This window comes from Thermus sp. FJN-A, from assembly GCF_054655095.1.
Map to the genome: position 1 here is coordinate 39,405 of NZ_BAAHSC010000174.1, position 15,911 is coordinate 55,315.

Sequence of the window (15,911 nt, forward strand, 5' to 3'; positions counted from 1 at the left end):
TTCGCTTGAGGAAAGCCATGCCAGAAGCCACGCCCAACACCCCCAAACCCCACAGGTACGAGACCCAGGTGGCAGGCCGCCCCCTGGTCCTGGAAACCGGCAAGTACGCCAAGCAAGCCTCGGGCGCCGTTTTGGTGCGCTACGGGGAAACCCTGGTCTTGGCCACGGCGCAGGCCTCGGAGGAGCCCATAGAGGCCGACTTCCTGCCCCTCACGGTGGAGTTTGAGGAGCGGCACTACGCGGTGGGCAAGATCCCGGGAAGCTTCATGCGCCGGGAGGGCCGCCCCGGGGAGAAGGCCATCCTTTCAGCCCGCATGACGGACCGGCCCATTAGGCCCCTCTTCCCCAAGGGCTTCCGCCACGAGGTCCAGGTGATCGTCACGGTGCTCTCCGCCGACCAGAAGAACCCCCCGGACATCTTGGGTCCCACGGCGGCCAGCGCCGCCCTCCTGCTTTCCGACATCCCTTGGGAGGGACCCATCGCCGCCGTGCGGGTGGGGCTCATCGGGGGGCAGCTGGTCCTGAACCCCACCTTGCAGGAGCTGGAGGAAAGCGCCCTGGATCTGGTGGTGGCGGGAAGCCAGGACGCCATCCTCATGGTGGAAGCCGGGGCCCAGGAGGTGGACGAGGAGCTTTTGGTCCAGGCCCTGGAGTTCGCCCACCGGGAGATCCAGCCCATCCTGAAGCTTCAGGAGGCCATGGCCCGGGAGCTCGCCAAGCCCAAGATGGCCTGGACCCCGCCCGAAACCCTCTCCGAGGAGGAAAAGGAGGCCTTCTATCGCCTGGCCATGGAAAGGGGCCTCTCCCAAGTGCTCCAGACGGCCAGCAAGGGGGAAAGGAGCCGGGCCCTCTCCGCCTTCGCCGAGGCCCTGGTGGCCGAGGTCCTGCCCAAAGGGGAGGACGACACCCCGGAGGAGGGGAAAAAGCCCCTTTACGAGAGCGCCTTTGACGAGGTGGTGCGCCGGGAGCTCCGCAGGCTGGTCCTCGAGGAGGGCAGGCGGGCGGACGGCCGCGGGCCCAGGGACCTCAGGCCCATCTGGATTGAGGTGGACGTCCTGCCCCGGGCCCACGGCTCCGCCGTGTTCACCCGGGGGGAGACCCAGGTCCTGGGCACCGTCACCCTGGGCACGGGCCGGGACGAGCAGATCATTGACGACCTGGGCATTGACGAGACGGACCCCTTCCTGGTCCACTACAACTTCCCGCCCTTCTCCACCGGGGAGGTGAAGCGCCTAAGGGGCGTCTCCCGCCGCGAGGTGGGCCACGGAAACCTGGCCAAGCGGGCCCTCAAGGCGGTGCTTCCCAAACAGGAGGACTTCCCCTACACCATCCGGGTGGTGGGGGACGTCCTGGAGTCCAACGGCTCTAGCTCCATGGCCACGGTCTGCGCCGGGTGCCTGGCCCTCATGGACGCCGGGGTGCCCATCCGGGCCCCCGTGGCCGGGGTGGCCATGGGCCTGGTGTGGGAGGGGGAGCGGGCCGTGATCCTCACCGACATCCTGGGCCTCGAGGACGCCCTGGGGGACATGGACTTCAAGGTGGCGGGGACCCGCCAGGGCGTCACCGCCTTGCAGATGGACAACAAGGTGGGGGGCCTGCCCCGGGAGGTCCTGAAGGAAGCCCTCCTCCAGGCGCGGGAGGCCAGGCTCAAGATCCTGGACCTGATGGAGACGGTCCTCCCCGCTCCCCGCCCCGAACTCAAGCCCTTCGCCCCCAGGATCCTCTCCCTCAAGGTTCCCGTGGAGAAGATCGGCCTCGTCATCGGCCCCGGGGGCAAGAACGTGCGGGCCCTGGAGGAGCTCGGGGTGGAGGTGGACATCGAGGAGGACGGCACGGTGCGCATCTACTCCAGCGACATGGAGGCGGCCCAAAAGGCCAAGCGGCGCATCGAGGAACTCACCATGGAGGCCAAGGTGGGCGAGGTCTACGAGGGCACCGTGACCAAGATCACCCCCTTCGGGGCCTTCGTGAGCCTTTTCCCCGGCACCGAGGGCCTCTTGCACATCAGCCAGATCGCCCCGGGCCGGGTGGAGCGGGTGGAGGACTACCTCAAGGTGGGGGACGTCATCAAGGTCAAGGTCCACCGCATCGACGAGCGGGGCAAGATCGACCTGATCCGCCCCGAGCTGGAGGGCAAGATCCCCCCCAGGCGGCGCGGCTAGCCCCTGGGGGTTTTCCCCTTGCGCCCATCCCGGCCGGGCCGGGAAGAGAGGAGGTTTATGGAAGACCAAGCGCGCAAACCGAGGCGGAGGCGGCGGAGAAAACCCCAGGAGGGGGGGACGCCTGGCGTCTTGCCCCAGGATTTCGTGGAGATCATCCCCCTGGGGGGCATGGGGGAGATCGGCAAGAACATCACCGCCTTCCGTTACCGGGACGAGATCTTCGTCCTGGACGGAGGGCTTGCCTTCCCCGAGGAGGGGATGCCCGGGGTGGACCTCCTCATCCCCCGGGTGGACTACCTCATAGAAAACCGCCACCGGATCAAGGCCTGGGTCCTGACCCACGGCCACGAGGACCACATCGGGGGCCTGCCCTTCCTCCTGCCCATGGTCTTCGGCAAGGAAAGCCCGGTGCCCATCTACGGGGCGAGGCTCACCTTGGGGCTCCTCCGGGGGAAGCTGGAGGAGTTCGGCCTTAGGCCCGGGGCCTTCAACCTCAAGGAGGTCTCCCCCGACGACCGCATCCAGGTGGGGCGGTACTTCACCCTGGACCTCTTCCGCATGACCCACTCCATCCCCGACAACTCCGGGGTGGTGATCCGCACCCCCATCGGCACCATCGTCCACACGGGGGACTTCAAGCTGGACCCCACCCCCATTGACGGGAAGGTCTCCCACCTGGCCAAGGTGGCCCAGGCGGGGGCGGAAGGGGTGCTCCTCCTCATCGCCGACGCCACCAACGCCGAAAGGCCCGGCTACACCCCAAGCGAGATGGAGATCGCCAAGGAGCTGGACCGGGTCATCGGCCGCGCCCCGGGGCGGGTCTTCGTCACCACCTTCGCCAGCCACATCCACCGCATTCAGTCGGTGATCTGGGCGGCGGAGAAGTACGGGCGCAAGGTGGCCATGGAGGGGCGGAGCATGCTCAAGTTCAGCCGCATCGCCCTGGAGCTCGGCTACCTCAAGGTCAAGGACCGCCTCTACACCCTGGAGGAGGTGAAGGACCTCCCCGACCACCAGGTCCTCATCCTGGCCACGGGGAGCCAGGGCCAGCCCATGTCCGTCCTCCACCGCCTGGCCTTTGAGGGGCATGCCAAGATGGCCATCAAGCCCGGGGACACGGTGATCCTCTCCTCAAGCCCCATCCCGGGGAACGAGGAGGCGGTGAACCGGGTCATCAACCGCCTCTACGCCCTGGGGGCCTATGTCCTCTACCCCCCCACCTACAAGGTCCACGCCTCGGGGCACGCCTCCCAGGAAGAGCTCAAGCTCATCCTCAACCTCACCACCCCCCGCTTTTTCCTGCCGTGGCACGGGGAGGTGCGGCACCAGGTGAACTTCAAGTGGCTCGCCGAGTCCATGAGCCGCCCTCCGGAGAAGACCCTGATCGGGGAAAACGGGGCCATTTACCGCCTCACCCGGGATAGCTTTGACAAGGTGGGGACGGTGCCCCACGGGGTCCTCTACGTGGACGGCCTGGGGGTGGGGGACATCACCGAGGAGATCCTGGCGGACCGCCGCCACATGGCCGAGGAGGGCCTGGTGGTGATCACCGCCCTCGCCGGGGAGGACCCGGTGGTGGAGGTGGTCTCCCGCGGCTTCGTCAAGGCCGGGGAGCGGCTTCTCGGCGAGGTGCGGCGCATGGCCCTCGAGGCCCTAGAGCACGGGGTGCGGGAAAAGAAGCCCTTGGAGCGCATCCGGGACGACATCTACTACCCGGTGAAGAAGTTCTTGAAGAAGGCCACGGGCCGGGACCCCATGATCCTGCCCGTGGTCATCGAGGGGTAAAGGCATGTACCAGAGCCTGCTTTTGCCCACGGATGGGAGCGAGGCGGCGGAGAGGGGGGTGGAGGAGGGCCTGGGGCTGGCCCGGGCCCTAAAGGCCCGGGTGGCCTTCCTCTACGCCCTGGAGCCCCTGACGAAGAGCCTCCTCCTCGGCCCCGAGACCCTCCCCTATTACCAGGAGCTGGTGGAGGACATGCGCCAGGAGGGGCTCGCCGCCTTGGACCGGGCCACCCGCAGGGCGGAGGAACTAGGGGTGGCGTTTGAAGCCCATCTCCTGGAGGGAAGGGCGGCGGAGGTGATCCTCAGGGAAGCGGAAAAGCACGACCTCTTGGTCATGGCCACCCACGGGCGCACGGGCTTGGACGCGGTGCTTTTGGGCAGCGTGACCCAGGAGGTGGTCCGCCGAAGCCCCAAGCCGGTCCTGGTGGTTCCCTACCGCGCCAGGGGAAGCGAGGCCGCAAGCAGGTAAAGGGCCAGGATGGCCCAGGAATCGTAGGCCAGGACCCAGAGCTTCCTCAGGCTTTGGTACATGAGGCCGCTGAGGACCGTCCCCGCCATGCCCAGGAGGACCAGGACGCTGAGGAGATGGCTTCCCCCCACCTGGGCCAGGAGGGGACCAGGGACCAGGAGATCGGCATAGAAGAGCAAAAAGGTGTTGAACATGGCGCTTCCCAGGGCGTTGCCTAAGGCCAGGTCCACCGCCCCCAGGCGGGCTGCGGCCAGGACCACCGTGGCCTCGGGCAAGGTGGTGACGATCCCCACCAAGAAGGTGCCCACCCAGGCCTGGCCCAGCCCCGTTTCCCGGGCTAAGGCCTCGGCCAGGCCGGGAAGGAGCACCGCCGCCCCCACCAAAACGCCCGCCCCGAGGAGGTAGCGCCCCGCGGCGACCCGCAGGGGGATATGGCCGTAGGCCTCCTCCTCGAGGGCCTCATCGCGAGGAAAACGCCTGGCGTAGCGAAAGGAAAGCCATAGGGCGAAAAAATAGAGGGGGGCGAGGGCCAGGGCAAACCCCCCCACCCGCCCCAGGCTCCGCTCCGCCAAAAGGCCAAGCCCCGCCACCGCCAACAGGAGGACCACAAACCCCAGGCTCAAGGCGTGTTCCTGGCTGGCCCGGGCGGTGAGGGGACGGGGATGGACGGCATCCAGCACGGTGAGGAGAAGAAAGTTCACCATGCTGGCCCCTAGGAGGTTTCCCACGGCGATTTCGGGCAAGTGCTGCAAGGCGGCGCTGGTAACGTTAAAGATCTCCGGCAAGCTGGTGGTGATGCCCACCAGGAAAAGCCCCACGAAGGTGCGGCCGAGCCCCGTCTTCTCCGCCAGCACATCCCCGTAAAAGGCCACCTGCCGGCCCGCCAGCAAGATGACCAGGGCCACCCCCAGGAAGGCCAGGGCGGTCATACCCGGTCTTGGAGGAACCTCAGGAGATCAAAGCGGGAAACGATGCCCACCGGCCTCCCCTCCCCGTCCACCACGGGGATGCGGTTGATGTCGTAGGCGAGCATGGTCTCCAACACCTCCCGCAAGGGGGCTTCCGGCCCCACCGCGTGGACAGGGGCGGTCATGATCTCCTCCACCCGCGTGGCCTTGGCTTCCCTCAGAATCCGCTCCAGCTGCTCTCCTTCCAGGAAGCGGCCGAGGAGCAAGGGAGCGCGGAAGGTGGAAAAGGGAATGCCCCTTTCCTTGAGAAAATCGCTCTCGGTAACGATGCCCACCAGCTTCCCCTTCTCGTCCACCACCAACACGCTGCCGATGCGGTTAGCGGTCATCAGATCCGCCACCCGGTCCAAGGTGGTCCCCAAGGGCACGCTGACCACGGGGCTGACCATGACGTCCCTTACCTTCATCGCGCCTCCTTTCTCCATAGTAACCGGTCCATCACCTCCGCCAGACCCCAGGCCAAAAGGGCGGCGAGGAGGACGAGGCCCCACGCCCAGAGGGGTATGGGGATGGCCTCCAGGAGCCCGGGCCCGAGGGTCCCCAACCCCACCTGCAAGAGGATCCCCAAGGCCACGGCCCCGTGCAGGTAGGGGTTGGGCAGGGGGTAGATGTGGGTGTGCCGGGCGGCGTAGGCGAAGAAGAGCTGGCCTATGGCCATGAAGTGGAAGGTGGCGGTGCGCGCCCCCTCCGTCCCCAGCCACGGGGGCAGGAAACCGAGGAGGGAGAGGGCCAAGGCCGCCTTCAGGAAACCCGTGAGGAGGACGAAGCGCAAGGAGGGGCCGTCCAGGAGGGGGCTTTCCTTGGGCCTGGGGGGACGGGAGAGCACCCCGGGGTTTTGGTCCAGGGCCAGGGCCAGGGCGGGCAACCCGTCGGTGACGAGGTTGATCCAGAGGATCTGCGCCGCGGTGAGGGGGAGGAGGAGGTGGCCCGCCTCGTCCCTTAGGCCTAGAAGGGCGGCGAAGACCATGCCGAAGGCCACCACCAGGACCTCGGAGAGGTTGGTGGAGAAGAGGAAGCGGATGAACTTCTGGATGTTCTCGTAGATGCTCCGCCCTTCCTCTATGGCGGCCACGATGGTGGCGAAGTTGTCGTCCAGAAGCACCAGGTCCGCCACCTCCCGGGTAACGTCGGAGCCCCTTTGCCCCATGGCCACGCCCACGTCCGCCCGCTTGAGGGCGGGGGCGTCGTTCACCCCGTCCCCGGTCATGGCCACCACTTCCCCAGCCCTCTGGAAGGCCTCCACGATGCGGAGCTTGTCCTCGGGCTTCACCCGGGCGAAGACGTCCACCTTCAGGAGCTCCTCCTCGGAAAGCCTCCCGATCTCTTCCCCCGTGACCACGGTCTTCGCCGGAATCCCCACCCTCCGGGCGATGGCCAAGGCGGTGGCCGGATGGTCCCCGGTGACCATCACCACCCGCACCCCGGCCTGGAGCACCCGGGCCACCGCCCCGGGCACCTCGGGGCGGGGGGGGTCCAGGAAGAGGACAAAGCCCAAGAAGCGGAGGCCCTCCTCCCGCTCCCCCTCCCCAAAGGCCAGGGCCAGGACCCGGAAGCCCCGGGCCGCCTGGGCCTCCGCCTCCCGCAGGAGGTCTTGCTTTTCCCTTTCGGGCAGGTCCAGTCGGGGGATGAGGGCCTCTGGGGCCCCCTTGAGGAAGCTCCCCAGGGGGGTGGTGACCCGCATGAACTTCCAGGCGCTGTCAAAGGGACGCCCGGAGAGGCGGGGATGGGCCTGGCGCACCCTCACCGGGTCCAGGTGGCGGCTGGCGTAGCGCAGGAGGGCGAGCTCCAAGGGGTCCCCGGCCCCGGTGGCGAGGTCGGCATCGTTGCAGAGGACCATGGCCATGAGGGCCTTCTCCCGGTCGGGGCTCAGGAGGTCCTGCACCTCCATGCGGTTCTCCGTGAGGGTGCCCGTCTTGTCGGTGGCGATCACGGTGACGCTCCCCAGGGCCTCCACCGCGGCCAGGCGGCGGACCACCGCCTGGCGCCGGGCCATCCTTTCCACCCCCAGGGCCAAGGCCAGGGTGAGGATGGCGGGAAGCCCCTCGGGAACGGCGGCCACCGCCAGGGCCACGGCGAAGAGGAACACCTTGGGGGAGGGGCCTTCTATCGCCAACCCCAGGAGCACCAGCAAGAGGGCCAGAAGCAACACCCAAAGGGCCACCCGGTGGCCAAAGGCATGAAGGCGCCGCTCCAAGGGGGTCTTCTCCTCCTCCATCTCGGCGAGGAGGTGGGCGATGCGCCCCATGGCGCTCTCCAGGCCGGTGCGGGTGACCTCCACCAGGGCGAGGCCCCGCACCAGGAGGGTCCCCGCATGGACCTCCTGGCCGACCTCCTTCTCCACGGGGACGCTTTCCCCCGTGAGGATGCTCTCGTCCACCAGGAGGCCCCGGCCCTCCCGCACGACCCCGTCGGCGGGGATGCGGTCCCCCGCCTCCAGGCGCACCACGTCCCCGGGGACGATCTCCCGGGAGGGAAGGCGGCGGAAGGTCCCGTCCCGCAGGACCCAGGCCAGGGGCTCGGCCAGGGCCTTAAGGCGGCGAAGGGCGTCCTCCGAGCGCCTCTCCTGCAGGGTGCCGAGCCCCGCGTTCAGGAGCAGGATGGCCAGGATGGCCAGGGACTCCAGGGGGGCCCCCCGCGCCCCCTCCCCAAGCCAGAAGGCCAGGTCCACGGCCAAGGCGAAGAGGAGGATGTAGACCAGGGGGTTTTGAAACTGGCGCAGAAACTTCCGCCAGAGGGGCTCTGGGGGCTTTTCGGGGAGGGCGTTGGGGCCGTATTCCGATAGCCTCCGCCGCGCCTCTTCGGAGGAAAGCCCGCGCATGGACCCAGGATACCCATAAGGGGTCGGACTATTGTCCCGGAAGCCGGGGAGCGGGTAGGATAGGGCCATGCTCCAGTACCCCGAGCTTCCCTTGGAAAGCCCCCTGATTGACGCGGAGCTCCCCGACCCGAGGGGCGGGCGCTACCGCCTCTCCCAGTTCCAGGAGCCTCTTTTGGCCGTGGTCTTCATGTGCAACCACTGCCCCTACGTGAAGGGCTCCATCGCCGAGCTCGTGGCCCTGGCGGAAAGGTACCGGGGCAAGGTGGCCTTCGTGGGCATCAACCCCAACGACTACGAGCGCTACCCCGAGGACAGCCCCGAGGGCATGGTGGCCTTCGCGAAGGAACACGGCATCTTCTTCCCCTACCTCCTGGACGAGACCCAGGAGGTGGCCAAGGCCTACCGCGCCCTGCGCACCCCGGAGGTCTTCCTCTTTGACGAGAGGCGCCTTCTCCGCTACCACGGCCGGGTGAACGACAGCCCCAAGTTCCCCGACCAGGTGCAAAGCCACGACCTCGAGGCGGCCATAGAGGCCCTCCTCCAGGGCCAGGACCCCCCCCTCAAGGAGGCCCCCGCCATCGGCTGCACCATCAAGTGGCGCCCCGGCAACGAGCCCGAGGTGCGCATCGGCCAGGCCTAGGGGTAGCCCTTCCCTCCCGGGACCCTTTCTGGTAGACTGGCCCGGGTTTTTTGGAGGTACCCCATGCGCGTACTGGTCACGGGCGGTGCCGGGTTCATCGGAAGCCACATCGTGGAAAGCCTCCTCCGGGAGGGCCTCGAGGTGGCCGTCCTGGACAACCTCTCCACGGGTAAACGGGAAAACGTCCCCCAAGGCCTTTACTTCTACAAGGTGGACCTCCGCGACCGGGAGGGCCTGGAGCGGGTCTTCCGGGAGTTCCGCCCCACCCACGTCTCCCACCAGGCGGCCCAGGCCTCGGTGAAGGTGAGCGTGGAAAACCCCCTCCTGGACTTTGAGGTGAACCTCCTGGGGGGGCTTAACCTCCTGGAGGCCTGCCGCAGGTGGAGGGTGGAGAAGCTCCTCTTCGCCTCCACCGGGGGGGCCATCTACGGGGAGGTGCCCGAGGGGGAGGCCGCGGAGGAAACCTGGCCTCCCCGCCCCAAAAGCCCCTACGCCGCGAGCAAGGCGGCCTTCGAGCACTACCTCTCCGCCTACGGGCAGAACTACGGCCTCAAGTGGGTCTCCCTGCGCTACGGCAACGTCTACGGCCCCAGGCAGGACCCCCACGGGGAAGCGGGAGTGGTGGCCATCTTCGCGGAGCGGGTGCTCAAGGGGGAGCCCGTGACCCTCTACGCCCGGAAGACGCCGGGGGACGAGGGGTGCGTGCGGGACTACGTGTACGTGGGGGACGTGGTGGAGGCCCACAACCTGGCCCTTAAGGGCCTCGAGGGGGTGTACAACGTGGGCACCGGGGAGGGGCACACCACCAGGGAGGTCCTCGAGGCGGTGGCCCAGGCCGCGGGCCGAACCCCCCAGGTGGTCCAAGCCCCCCCGCGCCCCGGGGACCTGGAGCGGAGCGTCCTCTCCCCCCACAAGCTCATGGCCCACGGGTGGCGGCCCAGGGTGGGGTTTGCGGAGGGGATAAGGCGCACCGTGGAGGCCTTCCGCGCCCGTTGACATACCCTACCCCCGTACCCAAAATGGGGGTTTATGAGCGCGCGCCACTTCCACCCGGCCTGGTTTGCCTCGGTCATGGGGGGAAGCGGGGTGGCCCTGGCCCTCAAGGCCTTCGGCGCCCTCCCCCTGGGCCTCCTCGCCTACGCCCTTTCGGGCCTCCTCTTCGCCTTAAGCCTCGCCTTCTTCCTGGCCAAGCTCCTGCGCCACCCGGCCCAGGTGTGGCAGGAACTCCACCACCCCCTCCTCTCCCAGCTCTACGCCACCTTCCCCCTGGCCTTCCTCCTCTTCGGCCTGGCCAGCCTCCAGGTGGCGGGCCTCCCGGGCCTGGCCCTGGGCCTCTTCGCCCTGGGGGCCCCCCTCACCCTCCTCCTCAGCCTCCTCGTGGGGTACCTGGTCTTCACCCGCCTGCGCCTGCCCTTTGAGGCGGCCAACGGCACCTGGTTCATCCCCCCGGTTTCCGCCATCGTGGTGCCCCTGGCGGGGGGGCCCCTCCTCCCCCTCCTCGGCCCCTGGGCCCGGGAGGCCTTCTTCTGGCTCCTCATGTTCCTGGGCCTGGGCCTCGTCCTCTTCCTCTGGGTGGGGGCCACCCTCTTCGGGCGCCTCTACGCCCACGAGCGCCCGGCCCCCGAGCTCGTCCCCAGCCTCTTCATCGGCCTGGCCCCCGTGGGGGTGGGCATCCTGGCCCCCCTCGCCCTCTTCGCAGGAGCAAGGGAAGCGGGGCTGTACCCGGGGGGCCTCGAGGCCCTCTACCTCTTCGGCGCCGCCCTCTGGGGCCTGGGGGGGTGGTGGCTCGTCCTGGCCCTGGCCCTCCTCCTGGAAAACCTCCTCCTGCACCGGGTGCGCCTCCGCTTCCAGCCCGGGCTTTGGGGCCTGGTCTTCCCCTTGGCCGCCTTCACCCTGGCCACCCGGGCCCTGGCGGAGGGGCTGGAGAGCCTGGTCTTCCGCCTCCTAGCCCAGGGGCTACTGGGCCTCCTCCTCGCCTTCTACCTGCCCCTCCTCCTTCGGAGCCTCCTGGCCTTCCTTCGGCTTGAGGTGGTGCGCCAGGGCCAGCCGGGCCAGCCGCACCCGGGCCCGCAGGGCGGCTAGGGCCTTGCGGTCCTCTCGCAGGCGCTTCCTGGCCCGCGCCAGGGCCTCGGCCCGCGCCCTCGGCCCCACCCCGCCCAGCACCTCCCTGCGGGCGAAGAAGCCCTCGAGGGCCATCCAGGCGATGAGCTCCTCCCGCTCCACGCCCAAAAGCTCCGGCCTGACCCCGGGCAAGGCCCCCTGCACCCGCCGGTAGGCCTCGGCGAGGGGCACCCCCTTGCGCACCAGGAGGTCCACCGCCTCCGAGGCCAGGACCTCGGGGGAGAGTTCCTCCAGGAGGAGCTGGGGCTCAAAGCGGCTCTCCTCGAGGGCCACCCGCACCAGCTCCAAGGCCGCCTCGGCGCTTTGCAGGAGGGCCGACAGGGGCTCCAGCACCCCGGTGGAGTGGTCGTTGAGGTCGGTGAAGGGGGTGTTGTGGTTGAGAAAGGCCAGGGTGCTGGCCCCGCCCAGGAGGTGCCCGGCGTAGATGCGGGCGTGCTCTAAGACCACGGGGTTCCGCTTCTGGGGCATGAAGCTGGAGCCCTGGGCCAGGCGCTCCCCCACCACGAAGGCCCCCCGCTCCGCCCAGAAGAGAAGGTCGGTGAGAAGACGGGAAAGGCTCGCCCCCAGGCCCGCAAGCGCCGTGGCCAGCTCCCAGGCGTAGTCCCCCGAGGCCACCGCGTCCAGGGTGTTCTCCACCGGGGCGGCAAACCCCAACAGTTCCGCCAGGCGGGCCCGGTCCACGGGGTAGGGGCTTCCCGCCAGGGCGCTGGCCCCCAGGGGAGAGCAGTCCAGGGTGGCCAGGGCGTGGACCAGGCGGCCGTAGTCCCGGGCCAGAAGCCCCTCCACCCCCAGGAGGTAGTGGTCCAAGGTGGCGGGCTGGGCCGGGCGGTGGTGGGTGCGGAGGATGAGGGCCACCCCGGCATAGGTCCTGGCTACCCTGAGCAAGGCGCCCCGCAGGCGCAGGAAGCTCCCCAGAAGCCGGAGCACCTGGTCGCGCAGGTAGGTGCGGAAGACGGTGAGGTCCAGGTCGTTGCGGGAAAGGCCCCGGCGCACCGCCCCCGCCACCTCCTCCCCCCAGTGCTCCTGGAGCTGGGCCTGGATGGAGAAGAACACGTCCTCCACCTCCCCGGTGAAGCTGGGTAGGGGCAGGGTGCGGAGCTCCCGTAGGGCCTTCACCGCCTCCTCGGCCCACGGCACCCCCAGGCGGGCCAGCTCCAGGGCATAGGCGGTGAGGGCATCGAAGAAGTGGGGCACCAGTTCCTCCCGGGCAAACCGGTAGTGCCGACCCAGGACGAAGCGGCGGTAGACCGCATGCCAGCGCATGGGTCTATCCTAGAGCCTCCTCGCCCAGGGGGCTTGCCGGATGGCCGGGGGCGTGTTATGTTTGGCCCAAGCACAACCGGAAAGGAGGCAAGCATGAAGCGCAGGGAGTTTTTGGCCAAGCTAGGTGTGGGGTCGCTGGCGGCCTGGGGCATGCCCTACTTCGCCACCGCCCAGGCCCGGCCCGTGAAGCTCGCCGCCCTCCTCCCCCTCACCGGGCCCTTCGCCTTCGCGGGCAACGCCGGGCGCGAGGGGTTCGTGGACGGGGCGGACTACGTGAACGAGGTCCTGGGGGGGATCGGGGGGCGCAGGCTGGAGCTCATCGTGGAGGACACGGGCTACGACGTGGCCAAGGGCACGGCCGCCTTCAACCGGGTGATCGCCCGGGAGCGGCCCGAGGAGCTCCTCTTCGTCTACGGGGACTCCACGGGCCTCTCCAAGGCCCTGGCCCCGGAGATCGCCCGGATCAACCTCCCCTACTCCGCCACCAGCTTCGCCAGCGAGCTCGCCGACCCCAAGACCTACCCCACCATCTTCGTGTTCGGTCCCACCTACAACGACATGATGGAGGCCCTCCTCCGCCAGATCCGCCTGCAGAAGGGCCGGGCCCGGATCGCCCTCGTGTACTCCAACACCGAGTTCGGCCGCGACCCCATCCCCTACGCCAAGGAGCGGGCCAAGGCCCTGGGGATGGAGGTGGTCCACGAGGAGGTCACGCCTCCCGCCTTTACCGATGCCACCCCCGTGGTCCTGAACCTGCGCCGGGCCAACCCCGACTTCGTCATCCTGCAAGGGTACGCCCTCTCCGCGGAACCCCTGATCCTGAGGGCCGCAAGGGAGCAGGGGCTTAGGGCCCAGTTCATGGGCACCTACTACTCGGCGGAGCTCATCCTCATCCAGCGGGCGGGGCCTGCGGCCGAGGGCTTCACCGTGACCTACCACAACGCCTACTGGTACGACACCCTGGTGCCCGCCGTGGAGGAGATGCGCCGCTTCCGCCAGCGGAAGGGCCGGGACACCTCCTACCGCACCACCTACTACATGGGGAGCCTGGCGGTGGTCCTGGGGGTGGCGGAGGCCATGCGCCGGGCCGCCCAGGCGGGGAAGCTCACCCGCGCCGGGGTGGTGGAGCACCTGGGGAAGATCGGGGACTACAACGCCCTGGGCTTGACGCGGGGCTTCCAGTTCGTGGACCACCGCATCCCCTACACCAAGCTCTACCGGGCGAGCGTCCGGGACGGGCGCTTCAACGCCATCACCGACTGGCTCAAGCTGGCCTGAGGCTTCCGGGGAAGCATGCCCGACATCCTTCCTTACCTCCTGGGGGGGTTGGCCAACGGGGCCCTTTACGGCCTCCTGGCCCTGGGGTTCGTCCTCGTGTACCGGGCCACCAGCGTGGTCAACTTCGCCATCGGCGAGTTCCTGCTGGTGGGAGCCTACCTCACCTATACCTTCGCCCTCCTCCTCCCCCTTCCCCTAGCCCTCCTCGCCGCCTTGCCCCTGGCCTTCCTCTTCGGGGTCCTGGTGGAGCGGGGCTTCGTGCGGCCCCTCCTGGGGCGGAACGTGGTGGCGGTCATCATGGCCACCATCGGCCTCGCCGCCGCCTTGGACGGGGGGGTGCAGCTCCTCTGGGGCCCGGACCTCAAGTACCTCCCGGGGAGCCTCCCCGACCTGGGCTTTGAGGCGGGCGGCCTCTTCGTCCCCTCCCGCGCGGTGTGGAACCTCCTCCTGGCCCTGCCCATCGGCCTCGGCCTCCTCTGGCTCCTCCGGAAAAGCCGCCACGGCATCCTGGTGCGGGCCATCTCCGAGCGGGAGGTGGCGGCCTTGGCCCTCGGCATCCCCACCGCCCGCATCCTGGCCGGGGTCTGGGGGCTTTCCGCCCTCCTCGCCACCCTGGCGGGGGCCCTCCTGGCCGTGGCCGGCGGGGTGGGGTACAACCTGGTCTACTTTGGCCTCAAGGTCTTCCCCGTGGCCATCCTGGGGGGGCTGGACTCTGTGGGCGGGGCCCTGGTGGCCGGGTTCCTGCTGGGGGCCCTCGAGGCCCTCTCCCAGCGCTACCTGGAAGCTCACCTCCCCGGCCTCACCGAGGCCCTGCCCTTCGTGGTGGTGCTCCTCGTGGTCCTGCTCCGGCCCTACGGCCTCTTCGGGGAGCGCCAGATCGAGAGGGTGTGATGCTTTCCGTGGAGAACCTGAAGGTGGTCTACCGGGGGGTGATCCTGGCCCTGGACGGGGTGTCCCTGGAGGTGCAGGAAGGGGAGGCGGTGGCCCTCCTGGGCCCGAACGGGGCGGGCAAAAGCTCCCTGGTGCGGGCGGTGGCGGGGCTATTGCCCAAGTTTGAGGGGCGGGTCCTGGACGGGAAGGTGCGGCTCCTGGGCCAGGAGGCCACCCACCTGGACCCGGTGGGGATCTCCCGGATGGGCCTCACCGCTGTCCTGGAGGGCAGGCCCCTCTTCCGCTACCTCACCCCGGTGGAGAACCTGGTGGCGGCGGGGCACCGCCTTTCCCCCAGGGAGCTCAAGGAGGGGATGGAGGAGGTCTTCGCCCGCTTTCCCCGCCTCTACGAGCGGCGCCACGAGCAGGCGGGCTACCTCTCAGGGGGCGAGCAGCAGATGCTCCTTTTGGGCATGGCCCTCCTCACGAGGCCGAAGATCCTGGTGGTGGACGAGCCCTCCCTAGGCCTCGCCCCCAAGCTGGTGGAGGAGGTGATGCGCACCCTGGATACCCTAAGGCGGGAAAAGGGGCTCTCCCTCCTCCTCGTGGAGCAGAACGCCAGGGCGGCCCTCTCCATCGTGGATAGGGTCTACGTCCTGGAGCGGGGCCGGGTGGTGTTTGACGGGGATGCCCGCACGGCCCAGGAGGACCAGGACGTGATGGAGTTCTACCTGGGCAAGGAGGAGGTGGGGTTCCGCCAGGCCCGGCGGTACCGGAGGAGGAAGCGGTGGGTGTGATCCTCGAAGTCCAAAACCTCCACCTCTCCTTCAAGGGGGTAAAGGCCCTCGCGGGGGTGGAGTTTTCCGTGGCGGAGGGGGAGTTCTTCGCGGTGATCGGCCCAAACGGCGCGGGCAAGACCACGCTTCTCAACGTCCTCTCCGGCGTCTACGAGCCCGATAGGGGAAGCGTGCGCTTCCTGGGGCAAGACCTCAAGGGGAAAAGCCCCCAGGAAAGGGCCCGGATGGGCCTGGGGCGCACCTTCCAAGGGCTCGAGATCTTCCGGGGGATGAGCGTCCTGGACAACGTCAAGCTGGGGGCGGAGCTGGCCCTTCCCGCCTATCCCCTGGCCCTGCCCCGGGCGGAGAGGGAGTGGCGCCTAAGGGCCTGGGCGGAGGAGGTCCTGGACTACCTCCACCTCTCCCCCTTCCGCCACGCCCCCGCGGGGATGCTCCCTTACGGCTTGCAAAAGCGGGTGGAGGTGGCGAGAGCCCTGGCGGGCAGGCCCAGGCTCCTCCTCCTGGACGAGCCCATGGCCGGGCTTTCCCTGGAGGAAAAGCAGGACCTGGCCCGCTTCCTCCTGGACGCCCGGGAGGAGTGGGGCACCACCCTCCTTTGGGTGGAGCACGACCTCCGGGCGGTCTTGGAGCTCTCGGAGCGGGTCCTGGTCCTCTCCTACGGGGAGGTGCTGTACTATGGCCCCCCTGCGGAGGTGCGCCGGGACCCCAAGGTGGTGGAAGCCTACCTGGGCCAAGGGTGAAGG

General features: G+C 69.2%; 13 protein-coding genes and 2 pseudogenes. 11 read left to right on the forward strand and 4 right to left on the reverse strand.

Annotated elements, in window-relative coordinates:
* The first annotated feature begins 17 nt into the window (after positions 1-17).
* From pnp to ACYQ0J_RS05800, 3 genes are read left to right on the forward strand one after another with little or no spacing between them, the layout of a single operon-like run.
* Entirely contained in the window at positions 18-2,162 is a 2,145-nt protein-coding gene (pnp, locus tag ACYQ0J_RS05790; RefSeq protein WP_460171230.1) for a polyribonucleotide nucleotidyltransferase, read from the forward strand.
* A 57-nt stretch (positions 2,163-2,219) separates the two neighbouring features.
* Positions 2,220-3,947, forward strand: coding sequence for a ribonuclease J (locus ACYQ0J_RS05795; RefSeq protein ID WP_460171231.1), 1,728 nt, complete (start codon positions 2,220-2,222; stop codon positions 3,945-3,947).
* 4 nt (positions 3,948-3,951) lie between these two features.
* Positions 3,952-4,413 (forward strand): universal stress protein, encoded by a 462-nt coding sequence (locus tag ACYQ0J_RS05800; protein WP_460171232.1) that lies wholly within the window; start codon positions 3,952-3,954, stop codon positions 4,411-4,413.
* On the opposite strand, the gene ACYQ0J_RS05805 is transcribed toward ACYQ0J_RS05800, so the two are convergent.
* Genes ACYQ0J_RS05805 through ACYQ0J_RS05815 form a run of 3 tightly spaced genes read right to left on the reverse strand, consistent with a single transcriptional unit; the run spans position 4,377 to position 8,199 of the window.
* Entirely contained in the window at positions 4,377-5,342 is a 966-nt protein-coding gene (locus tag ACYQ0J_RS05805; RefSeq protein ID WP_460171233.1) for a sodium:calcium antiporter, read from the reverse strand. The two genes, ACYQ0J_RS05800 and ACYQ0J_RS05805, sit on opposite strands and share 37 nt — an antisense overlap.
* Complete coding sequence (locus ACYQ0J_RS05810; RefSeq protein ID WP_460171234.1) at positions 5,339-5,788, reverse strand: CBS domain-containing protein; 450 nt, start codon at positions 5,786-5,788, stop codon at positions 5,339-5,341. Before ACYQ0J_RS05810 ends, ACYQ0J_RS05805 begins: the two co-directional genes overlap by 4 nt.
* Entirely contained in the window at positions 5,785-8,199 is a 2,415-nt protein-coding gene (locus ACYQ0J_RS05815) for a cation-translocating P-type ATPase (RefSeq protein WP_460171235.1), read from the reverse strand. The genes ACYQ0J_RS05810 and ACYQ0J_RS05815 overlap by 4 nt, the downstream gene beginning before the upstream one ends.
* Positions 8,200-8,266: 67 nt before the next feature.
* Here ACYQ0J_RS05815 and ACYQ0J_RS05820 point away from each other — a divergent pair, with 67 nt between their 5' ends.
* The 3 genes and pseudogenes from ACYQ0J_RS05820 to ACYQ0J_RS05830 form a co-directional block, all read left to right on the forward strand.
* The gene (locus ACYQ0J_RS05820; RefSeq protein WP_460171236.1) at positions 8,267-8,839 is read left to right on the forward strand and encodes a thioredoxin family protein; all 573 of its coding nucleotides are present in this window, start codon (positions 8,267-8,269) and stop codon (positions 8,837-8,839) included.
* Between the two features lie 63 nt (positions 8,840-8,902).
* Entirely contained in the window at positions 8,903-9,835 is a 933-nt protein-coding gene (locus tag ACYQ0J_RS05825; RefSeq protein WP_460171237.1) for an NAD-dependent epimerase/dehydratase family protein, read from the forward strand.
* A 75-nt stretch (positions 9,836-9,910) separates the two neighbouring features.
* A pseudogene (locus ACYQ0J_RS05830) lies at positions 9,911-10,780 on the forward strand (SLAC1 family transporter); the annotation flags it as partial.
* 15 nt (positions 10,781-10,795) lie between these two features.
* Here the strand turns inward: ACYQ0J_RS05830 and ACYQ0J_RS05835 are convergent.
* Positions 10,796-12,223 carry a lyase family protein gene (locus ACYQ0J_RS05835; protein WP_460171238.1) on the reverse strand — a complete coding sequence of 476 codons (1,428 nt, stop codon included), beginning with the start codon at positions 12,221-12,223 and terminating at the stop codon, positions 10,796-10,798.
* 93 nt (positions 12,224-12,316) lie between these two features.
* On the opposite strand from ACYQ0J_RS05835, the gene ACYQ0J_RS05840 reads away from it, so the two are divergent.
* The 5 genes and pseudogenes from ACYQ0J_RS05840 to ACYQ0J_RS05860 all read left to right on the forward strand — a co-directional run bounded on the left by ACYQ0J_RS05840 (position 12,317) and on the right by ACYQ0J_RS05860 (position 15,908).
* Positions 12,317-13,501 (forward strand): ABC transporter substrate-binding protein, encoded by a 1,185-nt coding sequence (locus ACYQ0J_RS05840; RefSeq protein WP_460171239.1) that lies wholly within the window; start codon positions 12,317-12,319, stop codon positions 13,499-13,501.
* 15 nt (positions 13,502-13,516) lie between these two features.
* Positions 13,517-14,392 carry a branched-chain amino acid ABC transporter permease gene (locus ACYQ0J_RS05845; protein WP_460171240.1) on the forward strand — a complete coding sequence of 292 codons (876 nt, stop codon included), beginning with the start codon at positions 13,517-13,519 and terminating at the stop codon, positions 14,390-14,392.
* Complete coding sequence (locus ACYQ0J_RS05850; RefSeq protein ID WP_460171241.1) at positions 14,392-15,168, forward strand: ABC transporter ATP-binding protein; 777 nt, start codon at positions 14,392-14,394, stop codon at positions 15,166-15,168. Before ACYQ0J_RS05845 ends, ACYQ0J_RS05850 begins: the two co-directional genes overlap by 1 nt.
* Positions 15,165-15,674, forward strand: a pseudogene (locus tag ACYQ0J_RS05855) (ATP-binding cassette domain-containing protein); the annotation flags it as partial. The gene ACYQ0J_RS05850 and the pseudogene ACYQ0J_RS05855, both read left to right, overlap by 4 nt.
* Positions 15,675-15,680: 6 nt before the next feature.
* Positions 15,681-15,908, forward strand: a complete 228-nt coding sequence (locus tag ACYQ0J_RS05860; protein ID WP_460171495.1) for an ABC transporter ATP-binding protein C-terminal domain-containing protein — start codon at positions 15,681-15,683, stop codon at positions 15,906-15,908.
* Positions 15,909-15,911 lie beyond the last annotated feature (3 nt).

Bases quoted from the DNA above. Each gene is read 5' to 3' on its own strand.
- ACYQ0J_RS05860 (WP_460171495.1), top strand. From the start codon at position 15,681: ATGGCCGGGCTTTCCCTGGAGGAAAAGCAGGACCTGGCCCGCTTCCTC.
- ACYQ0J_RS05825 (WP_460171237.1), top strand. From the start codon at position 8,903: ATGCGCGTACTGGTCACGGGCGGTGCCGGGTTCATCGGAAGCCACATC.
- ACYQ0J_RS05845 (WP_460171240.1), top strand. From the start codon at position 13,517: ATGCCCGACATCCTTCCTTACCTCCTGGGGGGGTTGGCCAACGGGGCC.
- ACYQ0J_RS05840 (WP_460171239.1), top strand. From the start codon at position 12,317: ATGAAGCGCAGGGAGTTTTTGGCCAAGCTAGGTGTGGGGTCGCTGGCG.
- ACYQ0J_RS05835 (WP_460171238.1), bottom strand. From the start codon at position 12,223: ATGCGCTGGCATGCGGTCTACCGCCGCTTCGTCCTGGGTCGGCACTAC.
- pnp (WP_460171230.1), top strand. From the start codon at position 18: ATGCCAGAAGCCACGCCCAACACCCCCAAACCCCACAGGTACGAGACC.
- ACYQ0J_RS05850 (WP_460171241.1), top strand. From the start codon at position 14,392: ATGCTTTCCGTGGAGAACCTGAAGGTGGTCTACCGGGGGGTGATCCTG.
- ACYQ0J_RS05815 (WP_460171235.1), bottom strand. From the start codon at position 8,199: ATGCGCGGGCTTTCCTCCGAAGAGGCGCGGCGGAGGCTATCGGAATAC.
- ACYQ0J_RS05800 (WP_460171232.1), top strand. From the start codon at position 3,952: ATGTACCAGAGCCTGCTTTTGCCCACGGATGGGAGCGAGGCGGCGGAG.
- ACYQ0J_RS05810 (WP_460171234.1), bottom strand. From the start codon at position 5,788: ATGAAGGTAAGGGACGTCATGGTCAGCCCCGTGGTCAGCGTGCCCTTG.
- ACYQ0J_RS05820 (WP_460171236.1), top strand. From the start codon at position 8,267: ATGCTCCAGTACCCCGAGCTTCCCTTGGAAAGCCCCCTGATTGACGCG.
- ACYQ0J_RS05805 (WP_460171233.1), bottom strand. From the start codon at position 5,342: ATGACCGCCCTGGCCTTCCTGGGGGTGGCCCTGGTCATCTTGCTGGCG.
- ACYQ0J_RS05795 (WP_460171231.1), top strand. From the start codon at position 2,220: ATGGAAGACCAAGCGCGCAAACCGAGGCGGAGGCGGCGGAGAAAACCC.